Origin of the sequence: Bradyrhizobium sp. STM 3566, assembly GCF_045571445.1 — a bacterium.
Lineage (GTDB): Bacteria > Pseudomonadota > Alphaproteobacteria > Rhizobiales > Xanthobacteraceae > Bradyrhizobium > Bradyrhizobium vignae.
The window spans coordinates 883,662-910,000 of sequence record NZ_CP120692.1 but is presented as its reverse complement, the minus strand read 5'-3'; the positions used below and the strand labels follow the sequence as shown (position 1 = coordinate 910,000).

At 62.7% G+C, this 26,339-nt stretch carries 22 protein-coding genes, 2 tRNA genes, 2 rRNA genes and 1 riboswitch (1 of these 27 only partly in view); of the genes, 10 read left to right on the top strand and 16 right to left on the bottom strand.

Features of this window, described 5'->3' with window-relative positions; translation table 11 throughout:
* The 4 genes from P6U27_RS04305 to P6U27_RS04290 all read right to left on the bottom strand — a co-directional run.
* Positions 1-38: ribosomal RNA gene (locus P6U27_RS04305) — 23S ribosomal RNA — on the bottom strand; it reaches 2,807 nt to the left of the window's first position.
* 381 nt (positions 39-419) lie between these two features.
* Positions 420-495 (bottom strand) — tRNA-Ala (locus P6U27_RS04300).
* Positions 496-528: 33 nt separating this feature from the next.
* Positions 529-605 (bottom strand) — tRNA-Ile (locus tag P6U27_RS04295).
* 190 nt (positions 606-795) lie between these two features.
* A 16S ribosomal RNA gene (locus tag P6U27_RS04290) occupies positions 796-2,284 on the bottom strand.
* The 16S and 23S rRNA genes sit together here with 2 tRNA genes alongside, the layout of an rRNA operon.
* A 1,003-nt stretch (positions 2,285-3,287) precedes the next feature.
* Here P6U27_RS04290 and P6U27_RS04285 point away from each other — a divergent pair.
* Positions 3,288-5,351, top strand: coding sequence for a M23 family metallopeptidase (locus P6U27_RS04285; RefSeq protein WP_407193703.1), 2,064 nt, complete (start codon positions 3,288-3,290; stop codon positions 5,349-5,351).
* A gap of 135 nt (positions 5,352-5,486) precedes the next feature.
* Positions 5,487-5,849: an SPW repeat protein gene (locus P6U27_RS04280; RefSeq protein ID WP_122400802.1), complete on the top strand. Its 363-nt coding sequence runs from the start codon at positions 5,487-5,489 to the stop codon at positions 5,847-5,849.
* 71 nt (positions 5,850-5,920) lie between these two features.
* Here P6U27_RS04280 and P6U27_RS04275 read toward each other — a convergent pair whose 3' ends face one another.
* Positions 5,921-6,334: a hypothetical protein gene (locus P6U27_RS04275; RefSeq protein ID WP_122400801.1), complete on the bottom strand. Its 414-nt coding sequence runs from the start codon at positions 6,332-6,334 to the stop codon at positions 5,921-5,923.
* A 242-nt stretch (positions 6,335-6,576) separates the two neighbouring features.
* Between P6U27_RS04275 and P6U27_RS04270 the strand changes: the two genes are divergently transcribed.
* Together P6U27_RS04270 and P6U27_RS04265 are read left to right on the top strand one after the other, a co-directional pair.
* Positions 6,577-8,196: an SMP-30/gluconolactonase/LRE family protein gene (locus P6U27_RS04270; RefSeq protein ID WP_122400800.1), complete on the top strand. Its 1,620-nt coding sequence runs from the start codon at positions 6,577-6,579 to the stop codon at positions 8,194-8,196.
* Between the two features lie 53 nt (positions 8,197-8,249).
* A complete protein-coding gene (locus tag P6U27_RS04265; protein WP_244607856.1) occupies positions 8,250-8,546 on the top strand; it encodes a hypothetical protein in 297 nt (98 codons plus the stop codon).
* A 283-nt stretch (positions 8,547-8,829) separates the two neighbouring features.
* Here the strand turns inward: P6U27_RS04265 and P6U27_RS04260 are convergent, their stop codons facing one another.
* The 4 genes from P6U27_RS04260 to clpB form a co-directional block, all read right to left on the bottom strand.
* Entirely contained in the window at positions 8,830-9,759 is a 930-nt protein-coding gene (locus tag P6U27_RS04260; RefSeq protein ID WP_129145574.1) for a hypothetical protein, read from the bottom strand.
* A 46-nt stretch (positions 9,760-9,805) separates the two neighbouring features.
* Entirely contained in the window at positions 9,806-10,534 is a 729-nt protein-coding gene (locus P6U27_RS04255) for a lysozyme (RefSeq protein WP_197711526.1), read from the bottom strand.
* 11 nt (positions 10,535-10,545) lie between these two features.
* Positions 10,546-11,544, bottom strand: coding sequence for a hypothetical protein (locus P6U27_RS04250; protein WP_407193702.1), 999 nt, complete (start codon positions 11,542-11,544; stop codon positions 10,546-10,548).
* Between the two features lie 383 nt (positions 11,545-11,927).
* Positions 11,928-14,567 (bottom strand): ATP-dependent chaperone ClpB, encoded by a 2,640-nt coding sequence (clpB, locus tag P6U27_RS04245; protein WP_407193701.1) that lies wholly within the window; start codon positions 14,565-14,567, stop codon positions 11,928-11,930.
* A 241-nt stretch (positions 14,568-14,808) separates the two neighbouring features.
* Between clpB and P6U27_RS04240 the strand changes: the two genes are divergently transcribed.
* Positions 14,809-15,597 (top strand): MOSC domain-containing protein, encoded by a 789-nt coding sequence (locus P6U27_RS04240; protein ID WP_122400795.1) that lies wholly within the window; start codon positions 14,809-14,811, stop codon positions 15,595-15,597.
* A gap of 119 nt (positions 15,598-15,716) precedes the next feature.
* On the opposite strand, the gene P6U27_RS04235 is transcribed toward P6U27_RS04240, so the two are convergent.
* The gene (locus tag P6U27_RS04235) at positions 15,717-16,376 is read right to left on the bottom strand and encodes a TIGR02594 family protein (protein WP_122400794.1); all 660 of its coding nucleotides are present in this window, start codon (positions 16,374-16,376) and stop codon (positions 15,717-15,719) included.
* 215 nt (positions 16,377-16,591) lie between these two features.
* Between P6U27_RS04235 and P6U27_RS04230 the strand changes: the two genes are divergently transcribed.
* Positions 16,592-17,455 carry an alpha/beta fold hydrolase gene (locus P6U27_RS04230; RefSeq protein WP_122400793.1) on the top strand — a complete coding sequence of 288 codons (864 nt, stop codon included), beginning with the start codon at positions 16,592-16,594 and terminating at the stop codon, positions 17,453-17,455.
* 77 nt (positions 17,456-17,532) lie between these two features.
* On the opposite strand, the gene metW is transcribed toward P6U27_RS04230, so the two are convergent.
* The 3 genes from metW to P6U27_RS04215 all read right to left on the bottom strand — a co-directional run bounded on the left by metW (position 17,533) and on the right by P6U27_RS04215 (position 19,797).
* Entirely contained in the window at positions 17,533-18,195 is a 663-nt protein-coding gene (gene metW, locus P6U27_RS04225; protein WP_122400792.1) for a methionine biosynthesis protein MetW, read from the bottom strand.
* A gap of 2 nt (positions 18,196-18,197) precedes the next feature.
* Complete coding sequence (locus P6U27_RS04220) at positions 18,198-19,400, bottom strand: homoserine O-acetyltransferase (RefSeq protein ID WP_122406366.1); 1,203 nt, start codon at positions 19,398-19,400, stop codon at positions 18,198-18,200.
* Positions 19,401-19,494: 94 nt separating this feature from the next.
* Positions 19,495-19,574: riboswitch (SAM riboswitch) on the bottom strand.
* Positions 19,575-19,578: 4 nt separating this feature from the next.
* Complete coding sequence (locus P6U27_RS04215) at positions 19,579-19,797, bottom strand: hypothetical protein (protein ID WP_122400791.1); 219 nt, start codon at positions 19,795-19,797, stop codon at positions 19,579-19,581.
* On the opposite strand from P6U27_RS04215, the gene P6U27_RS04210 reads away from it, so the two are divergent.
* From P6U27_RS04210 to P6U27_RS04200, 3 genes are read left to right on the top strand one after another with little or no spacing between them, the layout of a single operon-like run.
* Entirely contained in the window at positions 19,796-20,644 is an 849-nt protein-coding gene (locus P6U27_RS04210; RefSeq protein WP_122400790.1) for a chorismate mutase, read from the top strand. The two genes, P6U27_RS04215 and P6U27_RS04210, sit on opposite strands and share 2 nt — an antisense overlap.
* 33 nt (positions 20,645-20,677) lie before the next feature.
* Positions 20,678-21,775 carry a histidinol-phosphate transaminase gene (gene hisC / locus P6U27_RS04205; RefSeq protein WP_122400789.1) on the top strand — a complete coding sequence of 366 codons (1,098 nt, stop codon included), beginning with the start codon at positions 20,678-20,680 and terminating at the stop codon, positions 21,773-21,775.
* Positions 21,772-22,707, top strand: a complete 936-nt coding sequence (locus P6U27_RS04200) for a prephenate/arogenate dehydrogenase family protein (protein ID WP_122400788.1) — start codon at positions 21,772-21,774, stop codon at positions 22,705-22,707. Before hisC ends, P6U27_RS04200 begins: the two co-directional genes overlap by 4 nt.
* An 86-nt stretch (positions 22,708-22,793) precedes the next feature.
* On the opposite strand, the gene P6U27_RS04195 is transcribed toward P6U27_RS04200, so the two are convergent.
* Positions 22,794-23,978 carry a DUF2125 domain-containing protein gene (locus P6U27_RS04195; protein ID WP_122400787.1) on the bottom strand — a complete coding sequence of 395 codons (1,185 nt, stop codon included), beginning with the start codon at positions 23,976-23,978 and terminating at the stop codon, positions 22,794-22,796.
* A 110-nt stretch (positions 23,979-24,088) separates the two neighbouring features.
* On the opposite strand from P6U27_RS04195, the gene P6U27_RS04190 reads away from it, so the two are divergent.
* A complete protein-coding gene (locus tag P6U27_RS04190; protein ID WP_122406365.1) occupies positions 24,089-24,700 on the top strand; it encodes a gamma-glutamylcyclotransferase in 612 nt (203 codons plus the stop codon).
* On the opposite strand, the gene P6U27_RS04185 is transcribed toward P6U27_RS04190, so the two are convergent.
* Both P6U27_RS04185 and P6U27_RS04180 read right to left on the bottom strand, forming a co-directional pair.
* Positions 24,697-25,470: a 1-acyl-sn-glycerol-3-phosphate acyltransferase gene (locus tag P6U27_RS04185; protein WP_122406364.1), complete on the bottom strand. Its 774-nt coding sequence runs from the start codon at positions 25,468-25,470 to the stop codon at positions 24,697-24,699. The genes P6U27_RS04190 and P6U27_RS04185 overlap by 4 nt on opposite strands.
* Positions 25,471-25,493: 23 nt before the next feature.
* Positions 25,494-26,198 carry a YdcF family protein gene (locus tag P6U27_RS04180; RefSeq protein WP_407193700.1) on the bottom strand — a complete coding sequence of 235 codons (705 nt, stop codon included), beginning with the start codon at positions 26,196-26,198 and terminating at the stop codon, positions 25,494-25,496.
* Between the last annotated feature and the right edge of the window lie 141 nt (positions 26,199-26,339).

The following is a 26,339-nucleotide window of genomic DNA, read 5'->3' as shown; positions in this document are numbered from 1 at the left end:
GCCAAGGCATCCACCGAACACCCTTAAGGCACTTGATTGCTCTCATTATCAATGTCCACACACTCGGCAGAATGTTGTCTGCAGAATTGCCTTGCGGCACGCGCCCTCGATGAACGCTATCCGCAGCCGGACATTGACTAGAAAGACCAGCTTGCTTCGTAAGATCGTTCCGATAGCGAGGCGGTCAAGCTTCGCTAAAAGGATCATTTACAACCCGCATCCAACCTCACGGCTGGAAGCGAGCGCCGAAATGATCCGGAGATAATGAAGGCTCGCGCAACGATATGCTGCACGACCCAACTCGGATCGATCTCCTCTTTACGATGTCAGAAAACACGCAAACTGCTGTCTATCCAGACTAGCAGGATGCGAAGTGATGTTTCGCGGACGACGGTCAAGATCTCGGTGATCAAACCATCTGGTGGAGCCAGACGGGATCGAACCGACGACCTCATGCTTGCAAAGCACGCGCTCTCCCAGCTGAGCTATGGCCCCGTAACCAGAAGACGAATGCTCACTCGATGAAAGTGGTGGGCCTGGGAAGACTTGAACTTCCGACCTCACGCTTATCAAGCGCGCGCTCTAACCAACTGAGCTACAAGCCCCTAACGCACATCCCGTTAAGGACCCTGGATCCTGCCGTTGCAGGCCCAGCGCGTGTTCGTCCGCGAAGAAAGAGAAACGAAGACGGCGAAATCCCGCCAATGCAGCTCAACGATCTGGCGATCTGTTGGCCACTGATGTTTCTAAAACGATCCGATAGTGAGCGTGAGCTCGCTGAAGGATCATCCTTAGAAAGGAGGTGATCCAGCCGCAGGTTCCCCTACGGCTACCTTGTTACGACTTCACCCCAGTCGCTGACCCTACCGTGGCCGGCTGCCTCCCTTGCGGGTTAGCGCACCGTCTTCAGGTAAAACCAACTCCCATGGTGTGACGGGCGGTGTGTACAAGGCCCGGGAACGTATTCACCGTGGCGTGCTGATCCACGATTACTAGCGATTCCAACTTCATGGGCTCGAGTTGCAGAGCCCAATCCGAACTGAGACGGCTTTTTGAGATTTGCGAAGGGTCGCCCCTTAGCATCCCATTGTCACCGCCATTGTAGCACGTGTGTAGCCCAGCCCGTAAGGGCCATGAGGACTTGACGTCATCCCCACCTTCCTCGCGGCTTATCACCGGCAGTCTCCTTAGAGTGCTCAACTAAATGGTAGCAACTAAGGACGGGGGTTGCGCTCGTTGCGGGACTTAACCCAACATCTCACGACACGAGCTGACGACAGCCATGCAGCACCTGTGCTCCAGGCTCCGAAGAGAGGGTCACATCTCTGCGACCGGTCCTGGACATGTCAAGGGCTGGTAAGGTTCTGCGCGTTGCGTCGAATTAAACCACATGCTCCACCGCTTGTGCGGGCCCCCGTCAATTCCTTTGAGTTTTAATCTTGCGACCGTACTCCCCAGGCGGAATGCTTAAAGCGTTAGCTGCGCCACTAGTGAGTAAACCCACTAACGGCTGGCATTCATCGTTTACGGCGTGGACTACCAGGGTATCTAATCCTGTTTGCTCCCCACGCTTTCGTGCCTCAGCGTCAGTACCGGGCCAGTGAGCCGCCTTCGCCACTGGTGTTCTTGCGAATATCTACGAATTTCACCTCTACACTCGCAGTTCCACTCACCTCTCCCGGACTCAAGATCTTCAGTATCAAAGGCAGTTCTGGAGTTGAGCTCCAGGATTTCACCCCTGACTTAAAGACCCGCCTACGCACCCTTTACGCCCAGTGATTCCGAGCAACGCTAGCCCCCTTCGTATTACCGCGGCTGCTGGCACGAAGTTAGCCGGGGCTTATTCTTGCGGTACCGTCATTATCTTCCCGCACAAAAGAGCTTTACAACCCTAGGGCCTTCATCACTCACGCGGCATGGCTGGATCAGGCTTGCGCCCATTGTCCAATATTCCCCACTGCTGCCTCCCGTAGGAGTTTGGGCCGTGTCTCAGTCCCAATGTGGCTGATCATCCTCTCAGACCAGCTACTGATCGTCGCCTTGGTAGGCCATTACCCTACCAACTAGCTAATCAGACGCGGGCCGATCTTTCGGCGATAAATCTTTCCCCGTAAGGGCTTATCCGGTATTAGCCCAAGTTTCCCTGGGTTGTTCCGAACCAAAAGGTACGTTCCCACGCGTTACTCACCCGTCTGCCGCTGACGTATTGCTACGCCCGCTCGACTTGCATGTGTTAAGCCTGCCGCCAGCGTTCGCTCTGAGCCAGGATCAAACTCTCAAGTTGGACTTGAACTTTGAACCGGCTGATCACAACGTTTGACGAGGTCCCACCATTTTTCATCGGCCGAAGCCGAAGAGCTGCCTGCGATTCACATCGCTGGCAACGATGGTGTTTCCTTTAAACGTGTACCGCCGAAGTCTTTCGTCCGGTCTCGATCAGAAAAGCCGAGGCTTTTCAGAAGCGAGACCCGCAAGGACTCCGCCGTCCACGTTTCTCTTTCTTCATCTTCACTTGTCAAACAGCCCGGAACCGGAGAGGTCCCAACCTTCCGAGGAGGAAGGGTTCCGACACCCTTACCGACGATGAATGACTCCAACCGACTTGACGTCGATTGTTGTGTCACTCAACAAGGTGAGGAGCATCAGTGGCGCGTTCGCTCGCCTCGGTCAGTGACCCGGCGGCGCCGCGCTCAGTGGTTGGGGTTATAGGCCCCACCTTCCGGGCTGTCAACGCCAATCGTCAACAAATCGTCGCACAGTGGATCATCGAAAAAATTCCAGCGATTCCAGTCGATTAGAGCGTCAACGGGCGCACGGACGGTGACCGCGCCGCAAAAAATCTCAAAAAAAATTTGCGCCCTAGGGAGCTCCGGAGGGGCTCCAGGGGGTCTCCGGAAGCGGCTCTGGGCGCCCCCCGGGCAGCCTCCGGCGCCCCCCGTTTCAGGAAACTTTTTCCATATTTGGCGCCGTACTTGAGCCACAATCCCGCGGCGTTCTGGTAAGAGACAAGCTTGAATCGCTGGGATGCCTGTGGGGGCTGCCGGCGATTTTCATGGGGTCAGAGGAAGGCGATCTTGCAGATGACGCGACCTTCTTCGGACATTCGAGAGACATCGAGAGACCTTTTTCCGTTTAGCTGTTCGTAATTTCGGCCGGCCCGTCATCGGGGCCTTCTGACCGCGAACGCCTATGCGGCTTGCCGTTTTCCCGCGATACGCCTCGAAGAGGGCGACCGGGAAGAGGCTCGAGACAGGGGGCTTTTGGGTCGTTGAATCGGGGGACTTGGGTTGAACCACAGGACGTCACGCGGCGCTTACGGGCGTGAGACCGGGATCATCGATCTCGGCCACGAGCCGCCGCTGTCCGTCGATGGTTCTGAAGCCGCCGTGATCGACCGCCGCCGCGTCTCGGTGCAATGGTTCAGCGGGACAATCTTGACCGGACTCTGCGGCGCGGCCCTGATCGGCGGCGCCGTTTTCGCGTCGCTCGACGGCGAAATGACCTTCGCCAAGGTGCCGGAGCGGGTCGAAGGCGCGCTGCGGGGTGCATTCGGCGCCGCCGATCGCGCCGCCACGCTGCACAAGAGCGACCGCCTGCCGCCGCCGAGCGAATCCACGGCTTCGCGCAACGTCATGCGGGTTTCGACGGTCGCCCGCGTCGGCAACCGTGACGTGATGCGCGTGCGTCCCTTCGTCCGGATCGCAGGCAACCTGTCGATGACGACGAGCGACCTGTCGGCGAAGATCCGGCCGTTCAACGCCCAGCGCCTGCTCACCGATGTCGGTTCCGATCCGAAGACGGCCTCCGACGATCCCAACAATCCGGAAGCCGTCGAGCCCGACGCGGAAGTGTCCTTCGTGACCAAGGACCTGTCGCCGGTGCTGCCGAAGGCCAAGATTTCCGCGGTGGTGGCGCTCGACGACATCCTGATGCGGGTGCGCGATGCCGCCAACTGGCGCGGCAATGGCGGGGTGCGCTACGCCTCGCTCGCCAATGCCACAGCCGACGTCTCCGGTGCGACCGGTCCCTCCGACATCAAGATGGCCTACGCCACCGAGGTGTCGCCGTCCGACCCCTATGCGGGCTTCGAGACGCGCGTGGTGCCGGAAAACGTCACGCTGCTGCCGAAGACCAAGGAGCAGATCACCGGCGGCAATCCCAACGGCGAACGCGTCCACATCGTCAAGAAGGGCGACAGCGTCGCCTCCGTGCTGCGCGATCTCGGCGCCAATGCCGACGAGATCAAGGCGATCACCGCAACGCTCGGACCGCGCGGCCGCGACGGCGGCCTCAAGGAAGGCGAGAAGCTCCGCATTCTGATGGCGCCCGCAAGCCCGGGCGCCCGCTTGCAGCCCTATCGCGTCGTGGTTGCAAACGACACCATGGTGGAAGCGATCGCGGCACTGTCCGATCTCGGCAAATACGTCGCGGTCGACGTCTCCAGCATGAACACCGTCGCCGATACTGCGGCGAGCGCCAGCAGCGACGACGAGGACGATGACGACGGCTCCGGCGTGCGGCTCTACCAGAGCATCTACGAGACCGCGATGCGCAACAAGGTCCCGATGCCCGTCATCGAGGACATGATCAAGATCTATTCCTACGACGTCGATTTCCAGCGCAAGGTGCAGCCGGGCGATTCCTTCGACGTTTTCTACGCCGGTGAAGACGAGGGCGTGACCGCGACCGAAAAGAACGACGTGCTGTTCGCTTCCCTCACGGTCGGCGGTGAGACCAAGAAATACTACCGCTATCAGAGCCCCGACGACGGCGTCGTCGACTACTATGACGAGACCGGCAAGAGCGCGAAGAAGTTCCTGGTCAGGAAGCCCGTCAACAACGCCATCATGCGCTCCGGCTTTGGCGGCCGCCGCCATCCGATTCTGGGTTATGTGAAGATGCACACCGGCGTCGACTGGGCCACCGCCTACGGCACGCCGATCTTCGCCTCCGGCAACGGCGTGATCGAGAAGGCCGGCACCGAGGGCGGCTACGGCAAATATATCCGCATCAAGCACAACAACGGCTACGAGACCGCCTACGGCCATATGTCGGCCTTCGCCAAGGGCATGGAAGCCGGCAAGAAGGTCCGGCAGGGCCAGGTGATCGGCTTCGTCGGCTCGTCCGGCCTGTCGACCGGTCCACACGTCCATTACGAGATCCTGGTCAACGGCCGCTTCGTCGACCCGATGCGCGTGAAGCTGCCGCGCGGCCGTTCGCTGGAAGGCCCGATGCTGGCAAGCTTCGAGAAGGAGCGCGACCGGCTCGACGGCATGATGAGCGGCCGGAGCGGCGCCATCGCCCGGATGTCGGACGCGACCGGCGGGCCGTTGCAGGTCACCAACCGGTAAATCGGTCGAGGCCGGCCTCGTGGCCGGGCTGGCCGCGCTTCCCATCATTCAATTTGGCTGGAACCGCAGGGAACACGCTGGGGAATGGCCCAGTTGTTGTGTTGCATGAGGGGGCCGAGCTCACGGAGGAATGTCATGGAGAACTGGACGAACGCAAAATGGTGCGACGTCGCGAACCTGATCCTCGGCGCATTCCTGTTCGTCTCGCCCTGGATTTTCGGTTTCGATGCCGGACCGGCCTCTCAGAACGCGTATGTCGCGGGCATCGTGATTGCGATCCTGGCCGTCGCAGCGCTCGCAGCCTTCGCGGTGTGGGAGGAGTGGCTCAACCTGATCGTCGGCCTTTGGACGCTCATTGCGCCCTGGGTGCTCGGGTTCCAGGGTGCCAAGACGGCAATGACCGTTCACGTCGTGGTCGGCATTCTGGTCGCCGTTCTTGCTGCGGTCGAGATCTGGATGATGTCCCAGAACCCGCCGCGGCTGACGACGAGCCGATAACAGTCAACGCCCATCCGCCCCACTCCGTGGGCGGGTGGGGCATCAGCTCGACCGCGATCTGCGCGCTGGCGTCAGGAAAGCACCGACGCCCGCACGATCACGAAGACGATTCCAATCGCTGTCGGCCCGAATGAGACGGCGGCCAGCGGCAACAGGACGTCGATCGCGGCGTGCGAACCGTGAAGCTTCGCGCCCCAGACCCTGAATTCGCCGGCTTCCCAATCATGCAGCGACGTCGGCCCCAAATGCCGTTCGTACGGCATTTGATATCGCCTCCAGACACGCGAAATGATCCATGGCAGCAGGATCGCGACCACGAACAGCAGCGTGACCAAGGCGAGGGAAAGGCTGACATCACTGCGACGGTCAAACAGTGCCCACGCCATGAGCGCGAACCATGCGACGAGGCCGACTGCCGCCCCGTAGATCTTGGGATGAAGTTCGTCGAAGATGGGATGATTGGTGGCGACGAGATCTCGTTTCATGACGATATCCTGCGCTGGCTGCGAAGCAGGCTTCGGCGGCGAGCGGCACCGACGGCTCTCGTTAAAGCCCGGACGGAGCTGCTGTGAGCATCAGGTAAAGCCGGCAATCAGCGAACATTTTCAGAGGTGCGATGGCATGAGACGCCGTAGGGCCGCACCGCCTTGCCGCACTACAACGTGAAGTTTCGTTTGCCAAAGCCGCGTGACGGGCGAATACTTTCCCGAAAATGGGAGGTCACGCCATGAAAACCAGGCTCGCCTGCGCAGCCGTCGCCGCTGCGCTTTTCGCCGCCACGAGTGCATCGGCCGACAGCTGGGAGGTCACCCGGCTCGTTGCCGGCTCGGCGTTCCACGGCGTGCACGGGCTCGGAATCGACAAAGCCGGCCATCTGTTCGCCGGCAGCGTCGCGGGCGCAGCGCTCTACGAGGTCGACATTGCGGGCGGCACCGCCAAGGTTGCAATCCCAGCTCCAGTCGGAATGGCCGACGACATCGCGTTCGCGCCTGATGGCACCATGGCCTGGACCGGCTTCCTCGCGGGAGATCTCTATGCGCGCAAGGGCGACGGACCGATCAAGAAGCTTGCGAGCGGCCTTCCCGGCATCAACTCGCTCGCCTTCCGCAAGGACGGCAGGCTCTACGCCACCACCGTCTTCCTCGGCGATGCGCTCTACGAGATCGACGTCGAGGGCGTCAAACCGCCCCGCCAGATCATGGAGAAGATGGGCGGCCTCAACGGCTTCGAGTTCGGTCCCGACGACAAGCTCTACGGTCCGCTCTGGTTCAAGGGACAGGTCGCCAAGGTCGACGTCGACAAGGCCGAGCTGACCGTCGTCGCCGACGGCTTCAAGGTCCCGGCGGCGGTGAACTTCGATTCCAAGGGCAACCTCTTCGTGGTCGACACCGCGCTCGGCCAGCTGGTCCGGGTCGACCCCAAATCGGGTGCCAAGACCATGGTCGCGCAGCTGAAGCCGTCCCTGGACAATCTGGCCATCGACGACAAGGACCGCATCTACGTCTCCAACATGGCCGACAACGGAATCCAGGAGGTCGACCCGGCGACCGGCCAGGCCAAGCAGATCATCATCGGCAAGCTCGCCCTGCCCGGCGGCATCGGCGTCACATCAGATAACGGCAAGGATACCATCCATGTCGCCGACGTGTTCGCCTATCGCACCGTGGACGGGGCGACCGGCGAGGTCACCGAGAAGGCGCGCATGCACGCTGCCGGCGTCGCGCTCGAGTATCCGATGAGCGCGACGGCGAACGGCAACGACGTCGTCCTGTCGAGCTGGTTCACCGGCACGGTGCAGGTGATCGACGGCAAGACCGGCGCCACGCGCGAGATGCTGCACGACTTCAAGGCGCCGCATGACGCGGTCGTGCTCGCGGACGGCAGCATTCTGGTGGCCGAGCTCGGCACCAAGTCACTGGTCAAGGTGAGCGGCGAGCACGGCAAGGATCGCAGCACGCTGATCGGCGCGCTCGAAGGTCCGGTCGGCCTCGTTCGCGGGGCGACTGACGAGGTCTACGTTACCGAAGCCTTTGCCGGCCTCGTCTCCAGGATCGACAGCAATGGCGAAAAGACCGTGGTCGCCAAGGAGCTGAAAATGCCTGAAGGCATCGCGCGCACCGGCGACGGCAAGCTGATCGTGGCGGAGGTCGGCGCCAAGCGGCTGATCGAGATCGCACCGGACAGCGGCAAGATCACCGAGATCGCCGCCAATCTTCCGATCGGCCTGACCGGTGCCCCCGGCGGCTTGCCGACGCATATCCCCACCGGTGTCGCTGTCGGCGCGACGGGCGCGATCTACTTCAGCTCGGATATCGAGAACGCGATCTACAAGGTGGTGAAAAAATAGCATCCGCCGGACCAGACCCTGACCGCGGAACCCGCGCTCGGGTTCCCCGTTAGATGCTGACGGAAGCCGACCAGCAGGAGGATCGCCCCATGACGCGCCTCTCACGCGACGATGTCGTCAAGGCCGTGGATCGGGCCGACGACGTCACCATTGCCCAGATCATCGGGACCGGCGCGACCGTCGAGGAACTCGCCGAAGCCCAGGCTTGGCTCGCCAACGACGAGCCGATGATCAACGATTTGCGCCCACTGGCGCAGGGCCGGGTCCGCGAGCTGGTGGATATTTTGTCGGAGCTTGAGGAGGAGGAGGAGGACGGCATCGAGCCGGGGCCGGCCGCTACAGGCGGGTGATAGCAGGCAAGCTGGAGAAGTTCTCCAGGATCAGGTGCCTCTCGGGGCCGAGCAACGAAGTCATCATCGACGAAGCCTTTCCCGGCGCCGCGTCCAGGATCGACCTAATTCTGCGCACCACTTACAGCGCCATGATGCACTGCCAGATCGAGGGGATCACCGCTGCACAATCGCCGCCTAAACTAGACGATCAATTTCACGAACTCGCCTTCCAGCTGTTGGCAACTGAGCAATCGCGGATAAAGTTGCGCGGGCCGTGCCGCTGAGGAAAAGTCCGAAAGACTTAAACCAAAGCACCGTCCCGGATCACCAGCGACACATGCGGCAACCTTGTGTTGTTGCTGTTAGGAAATCTATCTCCGAGATGTTCTTTAATACTGTCAATCAACGCAGTTACGCGCGCCCAGCTGTCGGAAAATAGCAGATTGGTACCCGCACTGATCACATTCGAAGTCAAGTTTATACAACCAGTGCTCATTAGATAACCGGCTGCGCAGTGAATGAGAATTCCAGACCGGGAACCGGTCTCCTCAACTCCAATGCAAGGCCACGGTCTCATCCTAATATTCGCAGGCCTTGCGTAACCAATCGTCTTGTACTTGTTCGTAGCCCCGCTTGCGTGCGTGAAGAGCGGATAAATTCCGGCTGCTATGCGGCGATGTCTAGCGACTCCCGTCGATCCATTATCATCTGGTCCTTGCCGTTCCACCGCCATCCCAAAAACGTCCGCGATCGGGGCACGATTGAAATAAGCCTGATAGCGCGAAACCGTTCGGTCGAAGCCCATGCCCGGTCTTCGCTCGGTCCTGATGCGATCGAGACAAAGCACGTAGCCATCGAGATCGGGAGCGTTTGGAACGACGGTCGGCGGAGGCTCAACGAGCGCCGGAGCTTTGGGTGGCGAAATCCTGATTGTGAAAAGATTGCCGGCTTCCGGGATTACCGTAAAGGTCGAGCCGCTTCCCTTGAAAACGGCCACCTCCTCATCAACTGCGGCTTGGCTCAATCCAGTAAGCTCGAATGGAGCGCTGTTATCGGCAACGGCCGACGTCGCGCCCGGAATGATCATTCCTTCTGGATATGTAGCTCGTACAGTGAACAAACCACCCGACTCTCTAATGATTTCAATCGTTGGGCTGTCGATGCCAAGATCAATTGCGCGTTGGTCAGCTTCGGCCTTGGTGAGCCCAGGAATTTCGACCACCGGCAACATCGTCAATCTCCTTCGTTCAATGATGATGCTTCGATCAAACGCCAAATCAGTCGGGAATGCCGTCGTAATTCTTGTCCGGTATGCTCTGGAATAACAATGCCTCGCATGCACGGCGACGCGTCAGTCCGGGCAGCTCCTTGCCCTTCGCTTTATTCCAACGCTTGAATTCTTGCGCTGCGCCCGCGTAATCCTTGGCATTCAACTTCTTCAATAGGGTTGAGCCTTTCAGGCTCGGTGCTCCCACATTGAATGCGAATGAAACCAGGGCATCAAACTGATCCTGATTGATCGGTACCGTAACCATACTGTTTACGGCTCGAACGAATACCTGCATGTCGTTCTGGAATTCTGCGTCGCACTCCTGCTGGGTCCAAATGTCACCTACTTTAAAAGTGCGGCCGTTATCGTTCGTGTGCCCCCAGCCGATGGTCAAGACCTGAACCGGATCGAAGTAAGCCTGGAAGCCTGTAGGTACGGCACGCATGCAACTCTCGAACGCCTTGATGAGTGCTATCCCCTTTTCTCCGAGTTGTTTTGTCTTCCTATTCTTGGGAGCTGGCGGCGGCGGAGCGACATGCTCCCCCGGTGGCCTAGGTTCTTCGTCGGGCATTGCGCTCGGAATGTGTACATCATCTGGATAGGTGGCGCGGACGGTAAATGTCCCGTCACCCGGCTCGATGATTTCAACCGGAACGCTGTCGATCATAAAATCTTCTGCGCGTTGCTCGGCTTCAACCCGCGTTGTCAATCCCGGAACTTCAACGACCTGCGACATTGCCACCCCCGCTATTGAATGAACTTCGCCAGCGACCCGTCGGCACAGGGACTCCCTGAGGAACGAGAGACGATGCACGCAGAAATTCTTCGACGTAGTCCCGAGAATTCGGGCCGAGTCACAATCACGCCGATTGCGATTTTGTCGCTGCCAAGCAGTCTTCCGATATACGCCTTCAGCTCTGGATCAATCGTCTTCGCCCCGTTGGGGAATAGCAACGAGCGCAAATCAATGTAGCTCGCATCGCTTGCCGATTTGGTGATCCGCACGGTCGCCGCCGTACTGACTGTACGGGCATCAACCATTGGATGAGCAGCAGCCTGCTCGAGCGCAACCGTCCCACCTCTTTCAAACAGCTTGACGGTCGTATTAATTTGCGTCTCGATCGTCATAGGCATGCAGAGGCGCAGATATTGCCGCAGCGCGTAAATCGCGGCAGGTCTATTGTCGATCACTACTGGAAGCGTTTCGCGATACTTTTGTTGCCGCGTGAGAACGACCGATTGCACAGTTGATTTTTCGACTTCGAAGATGAAGCGGCTGTTGAAATTTGTGAACGCATGGGAAGCCAGGCCGAAGGCTGCGCCCACGACGGCAATGGCCTTGGTCGGATCAGCGGCCGTAGCTCCGAGGATTAGGAGAGTTGCCGCTTCCGTGTCCAAGATCTGCTGATGAATTGGTCCAACCCAACGGCGTTTATTGTCTAGCCAGGTGAGATACGCGTCGCAGCGGCGATCGATGTCATTCATGCCAGCCTGAACGAAGATCTGCCAATTCCTGCTGACGGGCGGCTCACGACAGAAAAGAATTTCCCCCCTCTCCTCGTATGAAAGTCCTGCCTGTTGGCAGATATATCCGACATATATTTCCTGAAGACGCGCCTGATTCACAGTTTCCGGTGCATAGAGCTCAGTTCCGACCCCCTCGTTCGTATAGCGCCAATCAAGGGTATCGCAGCCGCCCAAAAACAGCGCCAGCGCAACGCAACTCGCAACGATACCCGTACGCATCGCACGCCCCCAAAAAATTCCTTTCGGTTTATGGCGAGCCGCCCTGTGTCCAAGAAGCACGCTCTCACGCGAACAATGTCCCGCGCAGGCCGTGCTTCGCCACAACCCCTCAAATATTGGATAGGGAGTGTGCCGAGCCTCGATCAAATTGTTCAAGCAGATTCATGCACGCTCAGAGAGAAAGCGCAATGCGTGTTCTATTTATAACACACTGCTCCAGCATGCGCTGTAGTGACGCACCCGGTGGTTGTGCTATTTGTCGTGCATAGAGTGCAGCACCGGACCGCCTCGTCGCCTGAAGCACAACGCTCGCCTCATGATATGAAAAAACCTCCCCGCATAGCGGGGAGGTTTGGACAGGTTCGCTGCCACGTTAGGCGTGCTCAGTTCAACTTCCGCTTCGGCACCGGCGCCTCGAACTGCGTGATCTCCGCGGTCTGCGGTGCCTTGCCGTTGAAGGTCAGCACGTTGCCTTCGGAGGAGATCGCGACCGTGTCGCCATCCCTGACGTCGCCGGCGAGGATCATCTCGGCGAGCGGGTCCTGGAGGCAGCGCTGGATCACCCGCTTCAAGGGCCGTGCGCCGTAAGCGGGGTCCCAGCCCTTGGCGGCGAGCCAGTCGCGGCCAGGGGCATCGAGCGTCAGCACGATCTTGCGATCGGTCAAGAGCTTCTGCAGCCGCGCGAACTGGATCTCGACGATCCGGCCCATCTCGCTCTTCTGCAAGCGGTGGAACAGGATGATCTCGTCGACGCGGTTGAGGAATTCGGGGCGGAAATGCGCCCGCACCATTCCCATCACCTGCTCGCGCACCGCCGAGGTATCCTCGCCCTCCGGCTGGTTCACCAGGAATTCCGAACCGAGATTCGAGGTCATGATGATCAGCGTGTTGCGGAAGTCGACGGTGCGGCCCTGGCCGTCGGTCAGACGGCCATCGTCGAGCACCTGCAGCAGGACGTTGAAGACGTCAGGGTGCGCCTTCTCGATCTCATCGAACAGCACCACCTGGTAAGGCCGGCGCCGCACCGCCTCGGTGAGCGCACCGCCCTCGTCATAGCCGACATAACCCGGAGGCGCGCCGATCAGCCGCGAGACCGAGTGCTTCTCCATGTATTCGGACATGTCGAGCCGGACCATCGCGGTCTCGTCGTTGAACAGATACTCCGCGAGAGCCTTGGTCAGCTCGGTCTTGCCGACGCCGGTCGGCCCCAAGAACATGAACGAGCCGGTGGGGCGGTTCGGGTCCTGCAGGCCTGCGCGCGAGCGGCGCACGGCGGTTGCGACCGCACGCACGGCCTCGGCCTGGCCGACGACCCGCTTGCCGAGCTGCTCCTCCATCTTCAGGAGCTTCTCCTTCTCGCCTTCCAGCATCTTGTCGACGGGCACGCCGGTCCAGCGCGAGACCACCTGCGCGATGTGGTTGGCGGTGACCGCCTCCTCCATCATCTCGCCGGCGTTCTCCTTGGCCTCGATTTCCGACAGCTTCTTCTCGAGCTCCGGGATCCGCCCATAAGCCAGCTCGCCGGCCTTCTGGAATTCGCCGCGCCGCTGAGCGTTGGCAAGCTCGACACGCAGGCCGTCGAGCTCGGCCTTCAGCTTCTGGGCGTTGGAGAGCTTGTCCTTTTCCGCGCTCCAGCGCGCCGTCAGCGCCGCCGACTTTTCTTCCAGCTCGGCCAGCTCCTTCTCGAGCGCTTCGAGCCGGGTCTTGGAACCGGGATCGCTTTCCTTCTTCAGCGCCTCTTGCTCGATCTTGAGCCGGATGATCTCACGATCCAGCGAATCCAGCTCTTCCGGCTTGGAATCGACCTGCATCTTCAGCCGCGCCGCGGCCTCGTCCATCAGGTCGATCGCCTTGTCGGGGAGGAAGCGGTCGGTGATGTAGCGGTTGGACAGCGTCGCGGACGCCACCAGCGCGGAATCTGCGATCCGCACGCCATGGTGCTGCTCATACTTGTCCTTGAGGCCGCGCAGGATCGAGATGGTGTCCTCGACCGAGGGCTCGCTGACGAAGATCGGCTGGAAACGCCGCGCCAGCGCCGCGTCCTTCTCGACGTGCTTCTGGTATTCGTCGAGCGTGGTCGCGCCGATGCAGTGCAGCTCGCCGCGGGCAAGCGCCGGCTTGAGCAGGTTGGAGGCGTCCATCGCGCCATCGCCCTTGCCGGCACCGATCAGCGTGTGCATCTCGTCAATGAAGAGAATGAAGGTGCCCTCGCTCCCGGTCACCTCCTGGAGCACCGCCTTCAGCCGCTCCTCGAACTCGCCGCGGTATTTTGCACCGGCGATCAGCGCACCGAGGTCGAGCGCCAGCAGCTTCTTGTCCTTCAGGCTCTCCGGCACGTCGCCATTGACGATGCGCAGCGCGAGGCCTTCTGCGATGGCAGTCTTGCCGACGCCGGGCTCGCCGATCAGGACGGGATTGTTCTTGGTCCTTCGCGACAGCACCTGGATGGTGCGGCGGATCTCCTCGTCGCGGCCGATGACCGGATCGAGCTTGCCGTCGCGCGCGGCCTGGGTCAGGTCGCGGGCATATTTCTTCAGGGCATCATAGGCGTTCTCGGCGGTCGCGGAATCCGCAGTCCGGCCCTTGCGCAGCGCCTCGATCGCGGCATTGAGGTTTTGCGGGGTGACGCCGCCCTTGGCGAGGATGGTGCCGGCCTCGCTGGTCTTCTCCAGCGTCAGCCCGAGCAGCAGCCGCTCGACGGTGACGAAGCTGTCGCCGGCCTTCTCGCCGGCCTTTTCGGCGGCATCGAAGGTGCGGGCGAGCTCGGGCGCCAGATAGATCTGCCCGGCGCCGGCGCCGGAAACCTTCGGCACCTTCTTAAGGGCGTCCTCGGTCGCCTTCAGAATGGCACGGGAATTACCCCCAGCGCGGTCGATCAGACCGGCCGCGAGGCCCTCATTGTCGTCCAGGAGGACTTTCAGGACGTGCAGGGTGGAAAACTGCTGATGCCCCTCGCGCATCGCCAGCGACTGCGCCGACTGGATGAAGCCCCTGGAGCGTTCGGTATACTTCTCGATATTCATCTTTTCTGTCCCTCGGCCTGCCCTTGGGGCCCTCTCAGGCACCCCAATACGGCATCTTCATTGGGTTTCCGCTTACCGCATTGAGGTTTCTCAAGCAGCAAACGGCCGTCTCTTGCCGGCGTTGCCGCCGGCCTGACGCAGATGTGGGAAGCGGCTTGCGGATGCGAAAGAGGCGGCTTCACAATTTCGTGCGCACGTGGGCGGGCTTGGCGGTGGCGGGCCGAATCCCTTAAGTAGCAGCATGACAGCCAGCCATACTGCCGAGATCACCGGCCTCTATCGCTACCCGATCAAGGGCCTGACCCCGGAACGCCTGTCGCGCGCCCCGCTGCGGGTCGGCCAGACCCTGCCGGCCGACCGCCGCTACGCCATCGAAAACGGCCCGAGCGGGTTCGACCCTGACGCTCCCGAATGGAAGCCGAAAATCCAGTTCCTGATGCTGGCGCGCAATGAGCGGCTGGCCGAGCTCGACAGCCGGTTCGACGACGCCACCAATGTGTTGACCATCCGCAAGGACGGCCAAATCGTCGCCAGCGGCGATCTCGAGACCACCACCGGACGCGCCGCCATCGAGGCTTATTTTACTGAGAACTTCCAGCCCGAGTTGAAGGGCCCGCCCAAGGTTCTGTCCGGCCGCGACCACAGCTTCTCTGACGTCGCCCGCAAGGTCGTCTCCATCATCAATCTCGGCAGCGTTCGCGCGATCGAGACCATGCTCGGCGGCGCCGCCGTGCATCCCCTGCGCTTCCGCGCCAATCTCTACGTCAAGGGCTGGCCGGCCTGGTCAGAGCTCGATCTCGTCGGCCAGACGCTTGCGATCGGGCAGGCCCGGCTGAAGGTGATCAAGCGCATCGTCCGCTGCCCGGCCACCAATGTCGATCCTGAGACCGCCAAGCGCGATCTCGAAATTCCGCCCACGCTCTCGCGCCATCTCGGCCACATGGACTGCGGCATCTACGCCGAGGTGATCGCAGACGGTGACGTCGGCGTCGGTGACGCCGTCCAGGTGGAAGAGCCGAAGCTGCTGTGAGCCAACGCTGTCTTCACGCACTCCGTCATTGCGAGGAGCGAAGCACGAAGCAAATCCAGAGTATTTCCGCGGAGGGATTCTGGATTGCTTCGCTTCGCTCGCAATGAGGGTGACGAGCCTCAATTCGGCATCACATACGCGTAAATCCGGCCGCGCGAGACCGGCGCTTCGCGGACGCGGTTGCCGTTGTTGCCGGAGATCATGATCGGATTGCCCTGCGCGTCGATGCCGGTGATGATGCCGACATGGCCGCCGCGGCGGCCGCGCGACATCACCGCGATGGCGCCGACCTGCGGGCCTGAGACGCGCGTGCCGTAACGAGCGAACGAGCTCGCCATATCGGAGCCGGTGCCCTTATGTCCGGTATGCTCCAGCACCATGTTCATGAAGCGCGCGCACCAGAGACTGCCGCGCCCGGTCGGATTGCCGCCGAGATAGCGGCGCGCCTCGGACACGAGGCCCGATCCGCCGGCCAAGCCGCCGCTCGCAGCCATGCTGTCATTGCCCGTGCCGCCGCCGTTGGCATTCGGATTGTAGCTGGCCTGCGTGTCGGCGAAGCCGCCCGCCTGCAACTGCGCGGCGCTGCGCTCGAAGCGCGAGCCGCGTGCATGATGGCGGTGGTGATGATGCCTGGCGTGGTGCACGTAAGCGTGCCGCTCTGCGCTATGACGATGATGTGGCCGGGCCGAGGCCGGAGAAACGAACGCGGCAACCGCCGCGAAGAAAAACGCCAGCGCGACAACACACCGCGACAGGCGGAACGCAAACAACTCGACCATACGTCATCCTTCGTTACACCCCACTTCCCGTCGGCCCGTGCGGTGGCCGACATCCGGCGGGCCGTAAAGCTTCCGGATGTGGCGAGAAAAAGACGCCACGCCCGGGCGAATGGCTGCGATGATTGTGTATCGGGACTGGCCTGATGCTGCCGCATTGCGGACAACTGCGTTAACTGCGATCCTGCAAACGCGGCTTGAAGAGAGGGAAACAGTTAATGCCCCACGCCACGACCAGGGACGACGTTCGCATCTATTTCGAAGAGGCGGGTCAGGGAACGCCGATACTTTTTCTGCACGAGTTCGCGGCCGACTACACCAATTGGGAGCCGCAGATGCGCTACTTCTCGCGCGGCCACCGCTGCATCACCTATTCGGCGCGCGGCTACACGCCGTCGGACGTGCCCGACGGCGAGGTCTACACCTACACGCATTTCTACACCGATGCGCTTGCGGTGCTCGATCACCTCGGCATCGAACGCGCACATCTGGTCGGGCTGTCGATGGGTGCCTACTCATCGCTGCAGATCGGATTGAACACGCCGCAACGCGCGCTGTCGATGACGCTGGCCGGGGTCGGCTCCGGCTCGGAGCTCGAGAACCTGGAAGCCTGGCGCAAGCAGTGCCGCGCCAATGCCGAGCAGTTCGAGACGCTGGGCTCCGCCGAGGTCGCGAAAGTCACGCGCGAGGCGCCGAGCCGGATTCCGTTCCTGGTGAAGGACCCGCGCGGCCACGCGGATTTCTATGCCGCCCTGGCGCGGCACGATGCCAAGGGATCGGCGCGCACCATGCGGGGCTTCCAGGGCGGCCGCCCCTCGATCTACACGATGACGGATGCGATCGCGAAGGTGTCGACGCCCGCGCTGATCATCTGCGGCGACGAGGACGATCCCTGCATCGGGCCGAGCCTGTTCCTGAAGAAGCACCTGCCCGCAGCGGGCCTCGCGATGTTTCCGAAATCCGGCCACGTGCTCAATCTCGAGGAGCCGGCGTTGTTCAACAAGAGCGTCGAGCGGTTCGTCACGCTGGTTGAGGCGGGCCGCTGGCCGGTGCGGGACCCGAGGTCGCTGGCCGCGCATTGAGGCAGTGGCTCACCACACGCGTCGCAATGACGGAGGATAGATCTCGACTCCTCAACTCATGGAGCGCGGATGGACAGCTACTTCCCTCCACCCCGGCTCAGCAGAAACACGCCTTGCTCGCCGAACATGTTCCACACCCACCAGGGCAGGTTCAGCGGCACGGGGCGGCCGTGGAGATCGAGCGCGATCGAGCGCTCCATCTTGACGTTGATCTCGTCGCAGAGCTGCACGAAATCCTTGATTGTGCAGAAATGGATGTTGGCGGTGTCGTACCAGGTCGCCGGCAGATTCTCCGTGCGCGGCATGTGGCCGCCGATCAGGAGCTGGAGCCGCATCTTCCAGAAGCCGAAATTCGGGAACGACACGATGGCGCGGCGGCCGATGCGCAACAGGTTCTCCAGCACGACCTTCGGCTGCCGCGTCGCTTGCAGCGTCTGCGACAGAATCACATAGTCGAAAGCGTCGTCGGGATAGTTGACGAGGTCGGTGTCGGCATCGCCCTGCACCACCGCAAGCCCCTTGGCGACGCAGCGATTGACGCCCTCACGCGACAGCTCGATGCCGCGGCCGTCGATGCCGCGGGTTTCCAGCAGCTGGAGCAGATCACCGTCGCCGCAGCCGACGTCGAGCACTTTGGAGCCCGGCTTGACCATCTCGGCGACCAGCAGGTGGTCGGCACGAAACTGGCCGGACGGCGCGGTCGCAACGCGGTTCAGAGGCAGCACTTGCTGGACGGACATTGCTAGCGGTCCTTGAGGCTGACCCCGCGGGCCTTGCCTGCCGATTGCAGGAAGGCGCGGGAGATGTCGAAAAATTCGGGCACGTCGAGCAGGAAGGCATCATGGCCGCGATCGGTCTCGATCTCGGCGAACGACACCCGCGCGCTCGAAGCGTTCAACGCATGCACCAGCGCGCGCGATTCCGAGGTCGGGAACAGCCAGTCGCTGGTGAAGGAGACCACGCAGAAGCGGGTCTTGATGTCGGCGAAGGCCTTGGCCAGCACGCCGCCGTGATCGGCGGCGATGTCGAAATAGTCCATCGCGCGCGTCAAATAGAGATAGGAGTTGGCATCGAAGCGCTCGACGAAGGACGAGCCCTGGTAGCGCAGATAGCTTTCGACCTGGAAGTCGGCGTCGAACGAGAAGGTCGGCAGCTCGCGGTCCTGCATGCGCCGGCCGAACTTGCGGTGCAGCGCCGCATCCGAAAGATAGGTGATGTGCGCCGCCATCCGCGCCACCGCGAGCCCGCGATGCGGATGGATGCCGCGGTCGGCATAGCCGCCACCGTGCCAGTCGGGGTCGGCCATCACGGCCTGGCGGCCGAGTTCGTGGAAGGCGATGTTCTGCGCAGAGTGCCGCGTCGCGCAGGCAATCGCCAACGCGGAGAACACGCGAGCAGGATATGCCGCGGTCCATTGCAGCACCTGCATGCCGCCCATCGAGCCGCCGACGACGGCAAACAGCGTGTCGATGCCGAGCCGGTCGATCAGCATCGCCTGCGCCCGCACCATGTCGGGGATGGTGATGACAGGGAAATCCAGGCCCCAGACCTTGCCGGTCGCGGGATTGATCGACGCCGGCCCGGTCGAGCCCATGCAGCCGCCGATCACGTTGGAGCAGATGATGAAGTAGTGCTTGGGATCGATGGGTCGGCCGGGGCCGACCAGCGTCTCCCACCAGCCGGGCTTGCCGGTGACGGGATGCACATTGGCGACATGCTGGTCGCCGGTCAGCGCATGGCAGATCAGCACGGCGTTGGAGCGATCGGCGTTGAGCTCGCCATAGGTCTGGTAGGCGATCTGGAACGGGGAGAGGTCGACGCCGCAATCGAGCCGCAGCGGCTGCTCGGTGCCGAAATGCGCGACTTGCGAGCTTGGATGATCCACCTCGTGCGACCGTTCGTCGGCGCTGATCGCAGGACTCGGTATCGACTTGACGCTACCCATCTCGGACATCGACCTCGTTTGCGACTGGCTACTAGACCGCGCCGCTGACATCAGGCCATGAAAAACCCGGCCTGAACGATAGGTTCGGCCGGGATCGGAAGCGTCCCCGGCCTGTTTAGCGAATTTTTTAACGTGGCTGCAAGCCGGCCGGCTCAAATGACCACGGAACAGGCAAAAGCTACCGTCTCGGGCCGTTTTCGTCAAGTCGCGGCCCGGATCGAGCCAATTCGCCTCTTGCGCCGTGAACGGAAAGGGCCGTCATTTCTCTTTGCTTTCGTCGGCCCGACTGCCTAATCAGGACATTGATCGCAGCGGTGACGGCCTTACCAATTGTCTTGCCGATCCGCACCGGAACGTCCTTCAACAGCCCAAGCTCTTCAACAATCAAGTCAGACATGACCCAACGTCCGCCCGCGCCACCATCGCTCCAGGAACTGCGCAAGGAGATCGACGCGATCGACGAGGGCATGCATCGCCTGCTGATGCAGCGCGGCGACATCATCGACCGCCTGATCCAGGTGAAGCAGACCCAGGAGGTCGGCTCGGCGTTTCGGCCTGCGCGCGAGGCCGACATGATGCGCCACCTCGTGCAGCGCCATCGCGGCATCCTGCCGCTCGACACCGTCGAGAGCATCTGGCGCGTCATCATCTCGACGTTCACCTATGTGCAGGCGCCATTCTCCGTGCATGCCGACGTCTCGGTGAGCGAGCCGGCGATGCGCGACTCCGCGCGCTTCCATTTTGGCTTCACGGTGCCTTACGTCGCGCATTTCAGCGCGCAAGCCGCGGTCGAGGCGGTCGCGAGATCCAAGGGCGACCTGGCGCTGGTCTCGGCCACCTCCAGCCGCACACCATGGTGGCTGGAGCTCGAAGCGGAAGGCGCACCGAAGATCATCGCGCGGCTGCCTTTCGTCGAGCGTGCCGATCATCCGGCGGCAATGCCGGTGTTCGCAGTCTCGCGCGTCGCCGACAGCGCCCTGGTGACGGAGGTCGAGACCTTCAGCGTACGTGTCTCCGGGTGGAACGCCGAGGTCGCGCGCGCCCTGTCGCCGCTCGCCGAGATCGTGGCGGTGCCCGATACCGCCTTTGACGGCGCGGCGCTGCTGGTCTCGGTCACCAGCGCGACCAGCATCGACAAAATCAGGGCTGCCCTGATCGAGGCGGGGGCCTCGGTGCGCTCCACGGCCCTCGTCGGCAGCCACGCAACGCGCTATACGGTGCCCCCGACCGGGGCGAAATCGTAAATCGCGAGCAGCCCAGCCTATCCGGAGTCCAAGATGTCCCGCCCCGTGCCGAATCCCGGCATTCTCGATATTGCGCCCTACACGCCCGGCAAGAGCCCGGTGCCTGAGCCGGGCCGCAAGGTGTTCAAGCTCTCGGCCAACGAGACGCCGTTCGGGCCCTCGCCGAAGGCAATCGCGGCCTTCAAGCACGTGGCGGATCATCTCGAAGACTATCCGGAAGGCACCTCGCGCGTGCTGCGCGAGGCGATCGGCCGCTCGTTTGGGCTCGATCCCAACCGCATCATCTGCGGGGCCGGCTCCGACGAGATCCTCAATCTGCTCGCGCACACCTATCTCAGCCAGGGCGACGAGGCGATCTCCACCACGCACGGCTTCCTGGTCTACCCGATCGCGACCATGGCGAACGGGGCCAAGAATATCGTTGCGCCCGAAACGAACTTCACTGCCGACGTCGATGCCATTCTCAAGGCGGTCACGCCGCGCACAAAGCTGGTCTGGCTCGCCAACCCCAACAACCCGACCGGCACCTATCTGCCGTTCGACGAGGTCAAGCGGCTGCGCGCCGGCCTGCCCTCGCACGTGCTCTTGGTGCTCGACGCCGCCTATTGCGACTATGTCTCGCGCAACGATTACGAGATGGGCATCGAGCTGGTCGCCACCACCGAGAACACCGTGGTGACGCACACCTTCTCCAAGATCCACGGCTTGGCCGCGCTGCGCATCGGCTGGATGTTCGGGCCCGAGCACATCATCGATGCGGTCAACCGCATCCGGGGTCCCTTCAACGTGTCGACGCCGGCGATGTACGCCGCGGTCGCCGCGATCGAGGACACCGCGCACCAGGCGATGTCGAAGCAGTTCACCGAGACCTGGCGCAACTGGCTGACCGAGGAGATCGGCAAGCTCGGGCTGAAGGTGACGCCGAGCGTCGCCAATTTCGTGCTGATCCATTTCCCGACCGACAAGGGCAAGACCGCTGATGACGCCGACGCCTTCCTGACCAAGCGGGGCCTCGTGCTGCGCGGGCTAAAGAACTACGGCCTGCCGCATGCGCTGCGCATGACCATCGGCACCGAGGAGGCCAACCGCCTCGTGGTCGAGGGCTTGCGCGACTTCATGGGCGGCAAATGAGCACGACGGCGCACTTCCAGCGCGTCGCGCTGATCGGCTTCGGCCTGATCGGCGGCTCGATCGCGCGCGCCGCGAAGCTTCAGGGCCTGGCCGGCGAGATCGTCACCACCGCGCGCTCGGAAAAGACGCGCGCGCGGGTTGCCGAGCTCGGCATCGTCGATCAGGTCGTTGCGACCAATGCGGAGGCGGTGAAGGATGCCGATCTCGTCATCCTCTGCATTCCCGTCGGCGCCTGCGGACCTGTCGCTCAGGAGATCGCCGCGCATCTGAAGTCGGGAGCGATCATCTCCGACGTCGGCTCGGTCAAGGGAGCGGTGGTCAGGGACATGGCACCGCACCTGCCGCAGGGCGTTCATTTCGTGCCGGCGCATCCGGTGGCGGGCACCGAGCATTCGGGCCCGGATTCCGGCTTCGCCGAGCTCTTCATCAACCGCTGGTGCATCCTGACGCCACCTGATGGCACCGACGCGGCGGCGACCGATCGCCTGCGCGCCTTCTGGGCCGCGATGGGCGCCAAGGTCGAGGTGATGACGCCGGATCATCATGATCTCGTGCTCGCGATCACCAGCCATCTGCCGCATCTGATCGCCTACACCATCGTCGGCACCGCCGACGAGCTGGCGCAGGTGACGGAATCCGAGGTGATCAAATTCTCTGCCGGCGGTTTTCGCGATTTCACCCGCATCGCGGCGTCCGACCCGACGATGTGGCGCGACGTGTTCCTCGCCAACAAGGAAGCAGTGCTGGAGATGCTCGGCACCTTCACCGAGGATCTCGCAAAGCTGACCCGCGCGATCCGGCGCGGCGACGGCGAGGCGCTGTTCGATCACTTCACCCGTACCCGCGCCATCCGCCGCGGCATCGTCGAGATCGGCCAGGATTCGGCGGCGCCGGACTTCGGCCGGCCGCATGCGGCGCTGAAGAAGCCGTGAGCGCTTAGCCCGGATGGATGGAGCGCAGCGCAATCCGGGGGTTCTTCGATACGGCCGGCGCTGTCCCGGATTACGCTACCGCGCAGTCAATACAGCGGCGGGATCTGGCCGACCTTGACCGGGCCGAGCAGCACGGCGCCGTCGACGAATTTCAGCGGGAAGCTCCGCGCCTTCTTGCCTTCAAGCGTGCTCTCGGTGCCGATCGAATTGATGCCGGCAGCAACGCCGGCATTGGCGTTCTGCTTGATGACCTTGCCGAGGCCGGGAACGGCGCGGTCGAGCGCGCCGAACAGATTGTTGAGGTCCTGCGACTTCACGCCGGGCGCGACACGGTCGAGCGTCGCCTGCGGCACGCCTTCCTCCAGCATCTTCTCGATGCCGAGCGCCGGGATCACGCGCTCGAGGCCGGCCACCGTCATCCGCAATTCGCCGTCGAGTCGACCATTGGCCGAGAGGCCGAGCGTGCCGGCCGCAACCGCGATCATCTCGCCCTGCTGGATCCGCGACTGGACGATCTCGATGTGACCGCCGGCAGCCTGGATCTCGCGGAAGCGCTGCGGCCAGGGCTTTGGCGTGAGGTCGGAGAGGCCGGTGATCTTGGCGCGGGTGTCCGCCTCGAACGGCTCGGCAAGCAGCGGATGCACGCCCTGGATGCTGCCTTGCGCGACATGGAGCACGGTCTCGATCACAGGATGATCCGACGGCGATCCGTCGGCGAGGCGGCCGTGCAGCTCGACCTGCTTGGCGCGCGCAAGCGGCACCTGCACGCTGCCATCGAGACGGTTGAGGCTGGGATCGTCGAACACGATGGAAGCACGGTCCGGCACGGCCGGCAGGCCGGCCACGCTGGCGCGGCCCTTGCTCCAATTCACCACGAAGGTGTTTTGCGTCACCCCGTCGATGAGCGTCGCAGGCGCGGAGAATTCGGCTATGACGCGCTTGGGGTCGTAGACCTGGGCGACGACCAGGATGTTGTCGAGCTTCGCCGTGAACGGCGTCTTGCTCGCATTTTGCGAGACCAGGGCGACGCTCGCGCCGGAGCACTGGACCTCGAAGCGGAATGGGAAACCCGCGATCGAGCGCTTGGCGCAATCATAGATGCGGCCGGATTTGGCTTCCTGCGCCCGCCAGGCGTCTGCGGCGATTTCGGCTTGCGACGCGGCGTAGAACCAGAAGCAACTCCAGGCGACGGCGAGGATCAGCAGGAGAACGGGTGCGATGAAAAGGCCCCAACGGGAGCGGCGGCCTGTGGCAACGGTCATATCGGACATGCGGCGACCCTTTGGCCCCAGATTCAGGCAAATGTAAGCGGGGCCGGCCCCCGACGAAAGACGGAGAATTCGCTTCGCTTCGGAACATGGTTCTGGTAGCCGTTCCCGAAATGTCCGAAATCTCCCTCCCCTCCGTCACCACCGCCAAGGGCGACCTCTGGGTGTTCGGCTACGGCTCGCTGATGTGGCGGCCGGGCTTCGACTTCGAGGAACGCGTCCCGGCGCGGCTGGTCGGCGAGCATCGGGCGCTCTGCGTCTATTCCTTCGTGCACCGCGGCACGCCGGAGAAGCCGGGCCTGGTGCTCGGGCTCGACCGCGGCGGCGCCTGCCGCGGCATCGCCTTTCGCGTCGCCGAGAAGAACCGCGCCGATGTCGTCGCTTATTTGCGCGCGCGCGAGCAGGTCACGTCGGTCTATCGCGAGGTGATGCGCTCGGTATGGTTGGAGAACGATGCGCGGCAGCGCGTCTCCGCGCTCGCCTACGTCGTCGACCGCGGTCATGTGCAATATGCCGGCCGTCTGTCGCTCGCCGAGCAGCACCGCCATGTCATCCAGGGCCACGGCCAGTCCGGCGCCAACCGCGACTACGTCACCGCGACGGTGAAGGCGATCGAGGCCGAAGGCTTTCGCGACGCGCAGCTGCATCAGCTTGCATTGATGCTGCATGGTGATGCGCATTCGCCGCACGCGCCGGCTCCGAACGAAGACAGCGAAAGTCGCTAGCCGCTGGTCGGCGCGTAGCTTGGCGCGCTACCGATCAACTGCTCCTGCTCTTTCCGCCCCGCTTCGACGAGACGCCCGGTCGCGTCCTCGATGACCGTTTGCACGCGGGAGAGAAATTCGTCCTTCGGCAGACCCGGCGGCAACGGTTCGAGAAACTCCACCACGAGCGTGCCCGGATAGCGCATGAAGGTGCGACGCGGCCAGAACAGGCCGGAATTGAGCGCGATCGGCAGGCACGGCACGCCGCAGGACGAATAGATCTGTGCAAAGCCGGTCTTGTAGTCGGGCGGCGCGCCGGGAGCACGGCGCGTGCCCTCCGGAAAGATCACGAGCTGGCGGCCGCTGCGTACCGCCTCGCGCGCCCGCCGCGTCATGTCCAGAAGCGCCTTCACGCCGGCATTGCGGTCGATTGCGATCATCCCGGTCTTGACCAGGAATTGACCGAACACCGGGATCTGCATGAGCTGGCGCTTGAGGATGAAGATCGGCCGGTTGAAGAAACCCGGCAGCACGAACGTCTCCCAGAAGGACTGATGCTTCGCCACGATCAAGAGCGGACCTTCCGGGATGTTCTCGACACCGCGGAATTCCACCTTGATGTTGCAAACCACCCGCATCAAGACCAGCGTTGCCTTGGCCCACCATTCCGCCACCGTCAGCATCGCGCGCGGCGGCAATGCGAAGGTCGGCAGTGCCACGATCGCAAGGCAAACAAGCACGGCGTAGAACAGCACGTTGAACACGAGCGAGCGCAGGAAAATCAGAAACATCGACGGTCCGATCAATTTGCCAGTCAATTGGCCTGGGCGGTGGCGGGCCGCCTCGGTTGCTGACCCGCAGGCTGCTCCGACATCTCGGGCGAAAGGTCAATCCCGAAATCCTCCAGCCGGACCCTGAGCTCGGCCGCGATGTACTTGACATATTCGGACAGGAGCAGGCGCAGCGTCGAACCCGAGGTCCACCACGGCTCCTCGCGCCATTTGTCGCCGACCACCGCAAAGGGGATCAGCGTCGTCTGTGGCATCGCGTGCGAGAATTCCACCAGCGCGCGCGGCATGTGATAGTTGGAGGTGACCACGATCAAAGATGTAAATCGGCGCTCATGCGTCCATCGCCGCGCCTCGGCCGCGTTGCCGCGGGTCGAGAGCGCGGTGCGGTCGAGATCGACGCAGCAGGTCATGAAGGATTGGTTCTCCGGCAAGGTCCGGGAGATGTCGCTCGCCGTCGAGGTCGGATGCACGCCGGAGATCAGGAGCCGCCTGCCGTAGCCGGCAGCCAGCAGCTCCATGGCGTCCGATACCCGTGAGGAGCCGCCGGTCAGCACCACGATGCCGTCTGCCTTGCGGTCCGGCACCATCTCGGCGCCGCGCAATTGCGACAGGAACGCAATGAAGCCCGCCGCCGCGCCGACGAAGGCGAGCGCGATCGTCGACACGATTGTCGCGCGCAGCCAGCCGCGCGGCAGTTTCGGCGATCGATCGTCGGTCGGCGAGGTCATGCGATGTCGGTGATCCCTTCCCTGAGTAATTTTATGACGTTTTGAGGCGAAGTGGAGTCCGGTTTGAAAGGCTTATCAATGCTACGAAACTGTCAGGCCGAAAAGTCGATTCACCCTCTCCCCTTGTAGGGCCTTGTGGGA